The sequence below is a fragment of the Sorangium sp. So ce1014 genome, from assembly GCF_051521505.1.
Taxonomy (GTDB): Bacteria; Myxococcota_A; Polyangia; order Polyangiales; family Polyangiaceae; genus Sorangium.
Genome location: NZ_CP150356.1, coordinates 7,226,496 through 7,238,127, shown reverse-complemented (window position 1 = coordinate 7,238,127; position 11,632 = coordinate 7,226,496). Strand labels below are relative to the sequence as shown.

The window sequence follows — 11,632 nt, the reverse complement described above, 5'->3', positions numbered from 1 at the left end:
GCGCGCGCGGACCCGCGCCCATGGAGGTAGCCGATGAAACTTCGCTTGTTCTCGCTCCTTGCGCTCGCCGTTCCTTCCGTGACGCTCCTGCCGCCGCGCGAGGCGCTCGCCTGCGGCGGGTGCTTCGCCCCGACGACCGAGACCACGGTCGTCAACGCGCACCGGATGGTCCTCTCCTTGTCGCCCGTCCAGTCGGTGCTCTGGGATCAGATCCAGTACGCCGGCGATCCGAGCGAGTTCGCCTGGGTGCTCCCGGTGAAGCCCGGGGCGACCATCGAGGTCGGCTCGGACGCCTGGTTCGAGACGCTCGACGCGGCCACGTCGGTCCGCATCACCCCGCCCAACTCCATGTGCGCCTCGAGCGGGGGGGGCTGCGGCGCGCTGGGCAGCAGCGATTCGGCAGGTTTCTCGGATGGGGCGTTCGGCGGCGAGCAGGTCACGGTGCTCCACCGCGGCACCGTCGGCCCGTACGACACCGTGACGCTCGCGACCGACACGCCCGGCGCGCTGAACAAGTGGCTGGAGGCGAACGGCTTCGGCGTCGACGCGTCGACGCAGCCGGTCATCGACGCCTACGTCGAGGAGCGCTTCGATTTCATCGCCCTCAAGCTCCAGCCGGGCAAGGACGTGAAGGAGATGAAGCCGGTGCGGGTCGTCATGCCGGGGGCGAGCCCCACGCTCCCGCTCCGGATGGTCGCCGCCGGGACGGGCGCGAACGTCGCGATCACCCTCTTCACCATCAGCGAGGCGCGGCTCGCTCCGGAGGGGTTCGCGGCCGCGGCCGTCCCCCACGACCTCCTCGCGTGGGACTTCGCCTCGCAGGACTCGAACTACGGCGAGCTCCGCGAGAAGGCGCTCGCGGCGGCCGACGGCGGCCGCGCGTTCCTCACGCCCTACGCGCAGCAGGGCTCGCTGTTCTCGCCCGTGTCGAGCTCCGCGGCGCCGTTCGGCGTGCAGTACACGACGAGCGGCTCGACCACCCCGGTCGACACGATCGCCGCGGCGTTCGTCCAGCAGGGGCTCGCGAACGGCGAGGCCCAGGACACCGCGTGCGCCGTGCGCTTCGCCGAGATCGCGATGGAGGGCCGCGTCGTGGCGAACCCGTGCCCCGCCGGCGTCCGGCTCGACGATCCGAGCTGCGGCGAGGTCGCCTCCGGACAGATCGACGCGCGCGAGCTCGCGTGCAGGCCGCTCGATCCGGTCGACCCCCCGCTCGACGACCTCGCGGTCGCGATGGTGGGCCTGCACCCGAAGGACGTCTGGCTCACGCGCCTCGAGGCGAACCTGCCGCGCGCGGCGCTCGACACGGACCTCGAGCTGATCCCCGCGAAGCAGGAGCGGGTCGACAACTGGCTGCGCGCCCGCGTGAGCGTCCACGCCGAGGTGCTCTGCGGCGCGGCGCTCCCCCTCGTCGACGGCGACCGCGCCTCGCGGACGCGCGGGCAGGGCACGCTCGTGGGCATGACCCTCGGCGCCCTCGCCCTCGCGGCGGCGATCGCCCGCCGCGGCGCGCGCCGCTTCGCCTCCCGCCCGGCCTGATCGGCGCTCAGACGCCCGCGTCCCGCGCCCCCCGCCGCGCGACGGGCAGGCCGTGGCCCTGCTCCGGAATGATGCTCAGATCGCCGTCCGCCTCCAGGATGGCCCAGCGCACCTGGGAGAGGTGCTCCAGCCCGCTCTTGTGCATCTCGGACACGATCTCCTCCGGCTGGATGCGCTCGCGGTTGCACGCCTCCTCCAGGAGCCGACCCTTCGCGACAAGGACCGTGGGCGAGCCGTCGATGACCCTGGACGCCCGCGGGACGAGGTGCGTCAGGACCGACGTCAGGAACACGAGCACGAGCAGGGTGGACACGCCCGCGAGCGCGTTCGCGAGCGACGCCTCGCGGACGAGGGCCTGAGAGACGATCTCCGGAATCAGCATGAGCGTGACGAGCTCGAAGGCAGACAGCGAGCTGAGCTCGCGCTTGCCGAGCACGCGGAACGCCACGGCGAGGAACACATAGACAACGGCGACGCGGGCTACGGTTTCCATGGCTGTCAGGGGAAGATGAACGTGCGGAGCGGCACCTGGGCGCCGCGCTCCCCGTCGCACGAGAGGGTTACGTTGCCCGAGGTGAACCAGGAGCGCTCGCCCCGGAGCTCGAGGACGATCCGGCGCTGCTCGCCGGGCGCGAGGCCGCCCAGCTCGAAGCGCCCGAGGGTCGCCTCCGCGGGCGTGGCGCGGCGCTCCTCGAAGCTGTCCAGGTAGGCCTCGTCGATCGTGAGCGCGGCGGCCCGGCAAGGCGCGTCCGCCGTGCGCGTCACGTCGATGGTGAGCCGCTCGCTGTCGCGGAAGCGCATCCGCTCGGGGTACGCGACGCGCAGCGCGAGCCCCGGCGCCGTCGCCTCGCGTGTCTCCAGGGCGTGCATGAACAGGGCGCTGGCCGCCACGCAGGCGAGCGCGAACGCGCCGATCGCGTGCTTCGGGCTCAGCTCCAGCCGGCGCCGCATGGCCGGCGCGAGAGGCGGCTCGGGCGGCGCCGCGCGAGCGCGCCCGTTCGCCTGGGCGGTCTGAGGAGCAGAGATCTCATGACGGGACCGGACCATCGCGCACCCGCTGTACAAGAGTGATGCCGCGGTCAGCTCGGTGAATCCGAGCTGCTACGGCGCTGCTGGAGCGCTCGGGGGCTCCTCCGCTACCCCGGCATCCACGGGCGGCGGCGCGTCCTCGGGCGGCGGTGCTTGCTCGGCCGCCGGCGGGGGCGGGGCGGACTCCCGCTTGGCCACCGCTGCGTCCTCGTCCACCTCGACGGCGGGGGTCGAGGCATCGGCCACCGGCGGGCAGGCCGACTCCCCGGCCTCCTGCGCCCCGCCAGCAGGGCAGGCCGCGGCCACAGGCTCGTGCGGTGCGTCGGTCGGGGACGCCTGCGCCTCGAGCCGCGGCGCCTCCACGCCCGCGTCGGCCACGGGTAGATCCGGGAGCGGCGCCCTCGCGGTCGGCGCCGGCGACCTGACGGGCGCGGCGGCGGGCGCCGGGGACGGGGTCGGAGGGGGAAACGTCTTCGGGGCGCGCGCGGGCGACGAGGCCACGGGCTCGACCGGCGGCACCACGACGCCGAGCGCCAGGGTGGCCGTGAGAGAGGTCGGCTCGGCCGCCGGACGCACCGGAGGCGGCTCCTCGACGACCGTCGCCGCAGGCGCGGCCGGAGACGCCGGCGTCAGCTCGACCGCGGGGCGCGTCGCGACAGGCGCCACGCTCCACGCCGCCGCCCCCGCCATGAGGACGAACCCCGCCGCCGCGACGCGACGGAACGGAAAGCGCTCCCGCAACGACGGCCGCACCGACGCGGACGCCACCCCCGGCGGATTCACCATCGCGGTCGCCTCGGACCACGCGCGCTCGCCGCTCTCGTCCAGCGCCCCGCGCCCCACCAGAACCGGCGCCCTGCGGCTCGACTCCCCGGGCATCCGGCGCGCGGACGCCATGGGCAGCTGCAGCTCCAGCGAGTCGTCGGCGCGGCGCGAGTGCAGCGTCGGCGCAGCGCTCACCACCATCGACCGCGGCGACTGCGCGGGGAGCTGGCTCGCCCGCTCGTCCAGCCACTGCGCGCGGAGCGACGCGCCGGACACGTCCTCCGAGACACCCCGCGAGAGGAGCCACGTCGCGAGCGCGACGCCGAGCTCACGCATGCTCCCCCAGCGATCCGCCGGAGCCTTGCGCAGCCCGCGCTCGATGATCGACCACAGCGCCGGGTCCGTGCCGCACCGCTCGACGAGCGACGGCACCGGATCCTGGATGACCGCCCGAAGCGTCCCGAACCCCTGCTCCCCGGCATAGGGCGTCTCGCCCGCGATCGACTCGTACAGCATCGTGCAGAGCGCCCAGATGTCCGCGCGATGATCGATGCGGCCCTGTCCCAGCGCCTGCTCGGGCGGCATGTACTGCGGTGTCCCGATCACGGCCGCGCCCGTCGAGCCGGACTCGGGCTCGGTCCACGTCACCTTCGCGATCCCGAAATCGACGACCTTCGGATGGATCCTCCCGTCGCCCTGAGCCGCGAGCATCACGTTGTCCGGCTTGAGATCCCGGTGAACGACGCCGCGCTCGTGCGCCGCGTGCATCGCGCTCGCGACCGGCAGCAGGATCGCGATCGCCGCCTCGGGCGAGAGCCGCTGCTCGCGGCAGAGCACGTCCCGAAGGGCCTCGCCCTCCAGGAGCTCCATCACGATATACGGCGTGCCGTCCGCGGTCTTGCCGAGATCGAAGACGCGCACGATCCCCGGATGACTGAGCTTCGCCGCAGCCCGCGCCTCGCGCAGCAGGCGCTCCGCGATCGCGGGAGAGCGCATCTCCGGCCGCAGCACCTTGATGGCGACGTTGGCCTCGAGCGCCGTGTTCGCGGCGACCCAGACAGAGCCCATCGCCCCCTCTCCCGCCTTGCGCAGGAGCTGGTACTTGTCGCCCACCACGGTGCCGGCCTCGAAGCGCTCCCCTAAGGTGTGCTCGAACCCCTGGGTCATGTTGCTCGACATGCGCTCTCCTGCCGCCTGCTTCGGCCATCCGCCGCCCACCACGTCACGCTTCGCCACGGGCCAAACCTGGAGCATCGCTCGTGCCAGGCGTTCCTCTCGGGGAGCGCCTGAAATGCCGCGCGGGGCCGTCAGCGGCGGCGCGACAGTGCGAGGCAAGTTGCCACGCGCCGAGCAGCGCCCCGGCGGCACACGAGCCCCCGCCCCGCGAGCCGGCTAGATGAAGCTGTCATAAGGGCGTCGCTGCGCGCTCTCGCTCCGGACGTTCTCGGCGCCGGAATACTCGAGGATCATCTCCAGGATCTCGGCGTCTCGCCCCGAGGTCGCATGAACGCCCACAAGGATCACACCTTGCTGCAGGCCGCTCTCGTAGACGCGCGCGCGGTGCTCGGGGATTCCAGCGCCGACGAGCGCACCGACGAAACCGCCGGCCGCGTTGCCCGCCCCCGCGAGCGCTGCCTCGATGGGGCCCGCCACGACGAGCCCCAGGCCAGGCAGCGCCACGCTCGCGTCGACCCCCGCGAACGCGGCGAAGGCCGCCCCCACCGCGCCGCCGACGTCCGCCCTCGAGCCGTCTCCGCCGTCGACAGGGTGGCTGCACGCAGCGTCGCTCATGACAAGGCTGATGGAGTCGCGCTTGTATCCACAGCTCATGACGCGCTCAACCGCTCTCTCGGCGTCGAGCTGTGTCCTCACAAGACCGGTCACCAGCTTTGCCCTCACCTACGGCTCCTTTCCCGAAGAACGTCCTCGCCGGGCGCGTCCCCTCTCTTCTCTGTACTCTGAAATCCCACACCGGCACAGCAGGCTCCGTGCCAGCAAAGAATGCCTCCAATGCACGCTGTCCTGCGCCGTCGGCTGTGGACGGTCGGCGCGCGAGCCTGCGCAGAGACGCCACACTGGGGCGTCATTGCAGCCAAGACGAACCCGCGCGCGCTCGGACACGGCCGCGCGGGGGTGAACCGGGGATGAAGCGAGCTCAGCGATGCAGCCAGATCCGGAGCAGCGCGAGCAGCTGCTCCGTGTCGACCGGCTTGGAGATGTAGTCTGTCGCGCCGGCCTCCAGGCATTTTTCGCGATCGCCCTTCATCGCCCTGGCCGTGACGGCGATGATCGGCAGCGTCTGGAAGGCGGGCCGATTCCGGATCGCCCGCATCGTGTCGTATCCGTCCATCTCCGGCATCATGATGTCCATGAGGACGACATCGATGCCGCTCGTCCTCTCCAGACGTTCGATGGCCGCCTTGCCGGTGTCGGCCGCGAGCGTGGTCATCCCGTGGCTCTCGAGGACGGTCTTCAGCGCGTAGATGTTGCGGAAATCGTCGTCGACGATCAGCGCGAACTTGCCGGAGAGCGCGGCGGCCGACTCGTGGAGCTGCTCCACGATGAGCCGCTTCGGCTCGGGCAGATCCGAGATCCGGCGGTGCAGCGCGAGCGTGACCTCGTCGAGCAGCCGCTCCCTCGACTGGACGTGCTTCACGGGCAGCCGCTGCGCGAGGCGGCCGATCTGCACCTCGTCGTCCCCGGCGATATCGGCCGGTGTGTACACGATGGCCGTCAGATCGGCGAAGCGCCCGGCGCGGTCGAGGTGCTCGATGAGCTCGAAGCCGGGCATGTCGGGCAGGCGCAGCCCGAGGACGAGCGCGTCGCACGGCTCGCGCTCGAGCGCGGCGAGCGCCTCCTGGCCCGTCGTCACGCTGGTGATCGCGAGCCCCTCGTCCCCGAGCAGCTCGACCACGGGATCGCCCGATGCCCTGTCCGGCTCGACCACGAGCAGCCGGCGCCGCGGCGAGCTGACCAGCCCGTCGAGCCGCGCGAACGCCTCGTCGAGCGCCGTCCGGCTGCTGAGCGGCTTGATGAGGAGCCCCACCGCGCCCATCCGCCGCGCGCGGCTCCGCTCCTCCTCCGTCTCCGTCGTGATCACCTGGACCGGGACGTGCCGCGCCGACAGATCGCGCTTCAGGCAGTCGAGCACGCGCCAGCCGTCGATGTCGGGCAGGTTGATGTCCAGCGTGATCGCCGACGGCTTGAGCTCGCGCACCAGCGAGAGCCCCGTCGCGCCGCGGACGGCGACGACCGCCTTGAAGCCGTGCTCTCGCACGACGTCCACGAGGAAACGGGCGAACGCCGTGTCGTTCTCCACGATCACGATCGCGCGGTCGCCGGGGCGGACGGTCTCGCTGTCGTCGATGATCTGCGTGTCCGCGACCGTGGCCATGCGCTCCGACGGCCGGCCGCTGTGGACGGTCTCATCGAGGGCGGGCGGCGCGTCGAGGATGTGCGCCGGTTGCCGCCGCGCGGCGCGCACGGGCCGGTGGTTGCGCGGCAGATAGAGCGTGAACGTGCTGCCGCGGCCCGGCGCGCTGACGAGCGTGAGATCGCCGCCCAGCAACCGCGCGATCTCCCGGCTGATCGCGAGCCCGAGCCCGGTGCCCCCGTACTTGCGGCTCGTGCTCCCGTCCGCCTGCTGGAACGCCTCGAAGATGATCTGCTGTTTGTCCGGCGCGATGCCGATGCCCGTGTCGTGGACGGAGAGGGCGATCACCGCGTCGGCCCGGCTGAGCACATCGTTCTCACGGCTCCAGCCGTCGCGGGCCACTGTCACCTCCAGGATCACCTTGCCGCGCTCGGTGAACTTGAAGGCGTTGGACAGCAGGTTCTTGAGCACCTGCTGCAGCCGCTTCGCGTCGGTGAGCATCGAGGACGGCAGCATCGACGAGAAGGCGAGCTCGAAATCGACCTTCTTGGACTCGGCGACGTGCCGGAACGTACGTTGTACGTAATCGGACAGGTCCTTGAAGTTGATCTCGCCCACGTCGACGACGACGGTGCCCGACTCGATCTTCGAGAGGTCGAGGATGTCGTTGATGAGCGCCAGGAGATCGGTCCCCGACGCGTGGATCGTCTTCGCGAACTCGACCTGCCGCGCGGTGAGGTTCTGGTCGTTGTTCCTGGAGAGCTGGTCCGAGAGGATGAGGAGGCTGTTCAGCGGGGTCCTGAGCTCATGGGACATGTTGGCCATGAACTCCGACTTGTATTTCGACGTGAGGGCGAGCTGCCGCGCCTTCTCCTCGAGGGCCTGACGGGCCTGCTCGACCTCGTGGTTCTTCCGCTCGACCTCGACGTTCTGCTCGGCCAGCAGGCGCGCCTTCTCGCCGAGCGCGGCGTTCGTCTCCTGGAGCTCCTCCTGCTGGCTCTGGAGCTCGCGCGCCAGCGACTGGGACTGCTTGAGCAGGTCCTCGGTGCGCATGTTGGCCTCGATCGTGTTGAGCACGATGCCGATCGACTCGGTGAGCTGACCGAGGAACGCCTGGTGGGTCGGGCTGAAGCGCTCGAGCGACGCGAGCTCGATGACGGCCTTGACCTGCCCCTCGAAGAGCACGGGCATCACGATGATGTTGACCGGGGGCGCCTCGCCGAGGCCGCTCGTGATCGTGATGTAGTCGGGCGGCGCGTTGACGAGGAGGATCTTCTCCTTCTCGAGCGCGCACTGCCCGACGAGCCCCTCGCCGAGCTTGAACTGGTTGTCGACGTGCTTGCGCTCCTTGTACGCGTAGCTCGCGAGCAGCTTCAGCACGGGCTCCTCCCGGGAGGAGTCCATGATGTAGAAGACCCCCTGCTGCGCCGTGACCACGGGGGCGAGCTCGGACAGGATGAGGCGGCCGACGGTGAGGAGCGCCTTCTGCCCCTGGAGCATGCGCGAGAACTTGGCGAGGTTGGTCTTGAGCCAGTCCTGCTCGCTGTTCTTCAGCGTCGTGTCCTTGAGGTTGCGGATCATCTCATTGATGTTGTCCTTCAGCGCCGCGACCTCGCCCTGCGCCTCGACCTTGATCGACCGGGTGAGGTCGCCCTTGGTCACGGCGGTGGCGACCTCGGCGATCGCGCGCACCTGCGTCGTGAGGTTCGCCGCGAGCTGGTTCACGTTGTCGGTGAGGTCCTTCCAGGTGCCGGCGGCGCCGGGCACGCTCGCCTGCCCGCCGAGCTTGCCCTCGACCCCGACCTCGCGCGCCACCGTCGTCACCTGATCCGCGAACGTCGCGAGCGTCTCGATCATGCCGTTGATCGTGTCCGCGAGCGCGGCGATCTCGCCCTTCGCGTCGACGACCAGCTTGCGCTTGAGATCGCCGTTGGCGACCGCGGTCACGACCTTGGCGATGCCGCGCACCTGGTTCGTCAGGTTGCCGGCCATCGAGTTCACGTTGTCGGTGAGGTCCTTCCAGGTGCCGGCGACGCCGCGGACGTCGGCCTGTCCGCCGAGCTTGCCCTCGGTGCCGACCTCGCGGGCGACGCGGGTGACCTCGGAGGCGAAGGAGTTGAGCTGATCGACCATCGTGTTGATGGTGTTCTTGAGCTCGAGGATCTCGCCCTTGACGTCGACGGTGATCTTCTTGGAGAGGTCGCCGTTGGCGACGGCGGTGGTGACGGCGGCGATGTTGCGCACCTGGGAGGTGAGGTTGCCGGCCATCGAGTTGACCGAGTCGGTGAGGTCCTTCCAGGTGCCGGCGACGCCCTTGACGTCGGCCTGCCCGCCGAGCTTGCCCTCGGTGCCGACCTCGCGCGCGACGCGGGTGACCTCGGAGGCGAACGAGCGGAGCTGATCGACCATCGTGTTGATGGTGTCCTTGAGCTCGAGGATCTCGCCGCGGACGTCGACGGTGATCTTCTTGGAGAGGTCTCCGTTGGCGACGGCGGTGGTGACGGCGGCGATGTTGCGCACCTGCGCGGTGAGGTTGCCGGCCATCGAGTTGACCGAGTCGGTGAGGTCCTTCCAGGTGCCGGCGACGCCGGTCACCTCGGCCTGCCCGCCGAGCTTGCCCTCGGTGCCGACCTCGCGCGCGACGCGCGTCACCTGCGCCGCGAAGGCGCTCAGCTGGTCGACCATCGTGTTGATGGTGTTCTTGAGCTCGAGGATCTCGCCCTTGACGTCGACGGTGATCTTCTTCGAGAGATCGCCCGTGGCGACGGCGGTGGTGACGGCGGCGATGTTGCGCACCTGGGCGGTGAGGTTGCCGGCCATCGAGTTGACCGAGTCGGTGAGGTCCTTCCAGGTGCCGGCGACGCCGCGGACGTCGGCCTGTCCGCCGAGCTTGCCCTCGGTGCCGACCTCGCGCGCGACGCGGGTGACCTCGGAGGCGAAGGAGTTGAGCTGGTCGACCATCGTGTTGATGGTGTTCTTGAGCTCGAGGATCTCGCCCTTGACGTCGACGGTGATCTTCTTGGAGAGGTCGCCGTTGGCGACGGCGGTGGTGACGGTCGCGATGTTGCGCACCTGCGCGGTGAGGTTGCCGGCCATCGAGTTGACCGAGTCGGTGAGGTCCTTCCAGGTGCCGGCGACGCCGCGGACGTCGGCCTGCCCGCCGAGCTTGCCCTCGGTGCCGACCTCGCGCGCGACGCGGGTGACCTCGGCCGCGAGAGAGCTCAGCTGATCGACCATCGTGTTGATGGTGTCCTTGAGCTCGAGGATCTCGCCCTTGACGTCGACGGTGATCTTCTTGGAGAGGTCGCCCTTCGCGACGGCGGTGGTGACGGTCGCGATGTTGCGCACCTGCGCCGTGAGGTTCGATGCCATCGAGTTGACCGAGTCGGTGAGGTCCTTCCAGGTGCCGGCGACGCCGGTCACCTCGGCCTGCCCGCCGAGCTTGCCCTCGGTGCCGACCTCGCGGGCGACGCGGGTGACCTCGGAGGCGAAGGAGTTGAGCTGATCGACCATCGTGTTGATGGTGTTCTTGAGCTCGAGGATCTCGCCCTTGACGTCGACGGTGATCTTCTTGGAGAGGTCGCCGTTGGCGACGGCGGTGGTGACGGCGGCGATGTTGCGCACCTGGGAGGTGAGGTTGCCGGCCATCGAGTTGACCGAGTCGGTGAGGTCCTTCCAGGTGCCGGCGACGCCCTTGACGTCGGCCTGTCCGCCGAGCTTGCCCTCGGTGCCGACCTCGCGCGCGACGCGGGTGACCTCGGAGGCGAACGAGCGGAGCTGATCGACCATCGTGTTGATGGTGTCCTTGAGCTCGAGGATCTCGCCCTTGACGTCGACGGTGATCTTCTTGGAAAGATCGCCGTTGGCGACGGCGGTGGTGACGGTCGCGATGTTGCGCACCTGGGCGGTGAGGTTGCCGGCCATCGAGTTGACCGAGTCGGTGAGGTCCTTCCAGGTGCCGGCGACGCCGCGGACGTCGGCCTGTCCGCCGAGCTTGCCCTCGGTGCCGACCTCGCGCGCGACGCGGGTGACCTCGGAGGCGAAGGAGCCCAGCTGCTCGACCATCGTGTTGACGGTCTTGGCCGTCCGGAGGAACTCGCCGTCGAGCGGCCTGCCGTCGACCTCCAGGGCCATGACCTGCGAGAGATCGCCCTTGGCGACGGCCCCGATGACGCGCGCCGTCTCGGCGGTGGGGTGGACGAGATCGCCGATCAGCGCGTTGATGCACGCGACATCATCGGCCCACGCGCCGTTCACCTCGCCGATGAAGGCGCGCTGCGAGAGCTTGCCCTCCTTGCCCACCACGCGGCTCAGGCGGTCGAGCTCCTTCGCCATCCTGTCGTTGAGCTCGACGACATCGTTGAACGTGTCCGCGATCTTTCCGTCGAGCCCGATCCAGTCGACGGGCAGGCGCACCGAGAAATCGCCCTTCTTGAGGCTCATCAACGAGGTCAGCAGCGTCCGCCGGTCGAGCCCGTCGTGCTCGACGGGCGGGCTCACCGCCGCAGGGGCCTTTGACGCGCGTGCGGCGCCGTGCAGCCCCTCGCCGGACGCGCCCTTCTTGCTCTTGCCATTGCCAGCTTTCGCTTTCCGGGCCTTGTCGAGGTCGCTTCGCTGCTCCATGCCGCTGTTCTCCTGGCCCTGCCTTGCGGGCAGGGCCAATCTGTGAAGGGAAACGAGAGCGCGCCACGGCCGCGGAGGGACCCCGGAGCGCCTGAAGCGGTGGGACCCGGTGCCCCGGCGCGCCCCCCGGGCGACGGGGCATCATCGCAAGGCGGCGAGAGGAGGAGAGGTGGAGTTGCCCTCTCGCCTGCGTGGCGGAATCATCGACCGCCTCGGGCTTCGGCGGGACGCCTCGCGCCGCCAGGAGGCGGGGCTCTCGCTGCCCGACCGTGAAGATTCCGTCGGGGCCCATCGGGTTCAGGC

The 11,632-nt window shown here is 70.5% G+C and carries 6 protein-coding genes; 1 reads left to right on the top strand and 5 read right to left on the bottom strand.

Annotation, left to right across the window (positions count from 1 at the left end):
* Window positions 1-33: 33 nt before the first annotated feature.
* Complete coding sequence (locus tag WME75_RS27245) at window positions 34-1,539, top strand: DUF2330 domain-containing protein (protein WP_437476835.1); 1,506 nt, start codon at window positions 34-36, stop codon at window positions 1,537-1,539.
* A 7-nt stretch (window positions 1,540-1,546) separates the two neighbouring features.
* On the opposite strand, the gene WME75_RS27240 is transcribed toward WME75_RS27245, so the two are convergent.
* From WME75_RS27240 to WME75_RS27220, 5 genes are all read right to left on the bottom strand, one after another.
* On the bottom strand, window positions 1,547-2,032 hold the full coding sequence (locus tag WME75_RS27240) for a DUF421 domain-containing protein (RefSeq protein ID WP_437476833.1): 486 nt from the start codon (window positions 2,030-2,032) through the stop codon (window positions 1,547-1,549).
* Between the two features lie 5 nt (window positions 2,033-2,037).
* On the bottom strand, window positions 2,038-2,586 hold the full coding sequence (locus WME75_RS27235) for a hypothetical protein (protein ID WP_437476830.1): 549 nt from the start codon (window positions 2,584-2,586) through the stop codon (window positions 2,038-2,040).
* Window positions 2,587-2,640: 54 nt separating this feature from the next.
* Window positions 2,641-4,569 (bottom strand): protein kinase domain-containing protein, encoded by a 1,929-nt coding sequence (locus WME75_RS27230; protein WP_437476827.1) that lies wholly within the window; start codon window positions 4,567-4,569, stop codon window positions 2,641-2,643.
* 156 nt (window positions 4,570-4,725) lie between these two features.
* On the bottom strand, window positions 4,726-5,163 hold the full coding sequence (locus tag WME75_RS27225; RefSeq protein ID WP_437476824.1) for a hypothetical protein: 438 nt from the start codon (window positions 5,161-5,163) through the stop codon (window positions 4,726-4,728).
* Between the two features lie 325 nt (window positions 5,164-5,488).
* On the bottom strand, window positions 5,489-11,329 hold the full coding sequence (locus WME75_RS27220; RefSeq protein WP_437476822.1) for a HAMP domain-containing protein: 5,841 nt from the start codon (window positions 11,327-11,329) through the stop codon (window positions 5,489-5,491).
* Window positions 11,330-11,632: the final 303 nt, after the last annotated feature.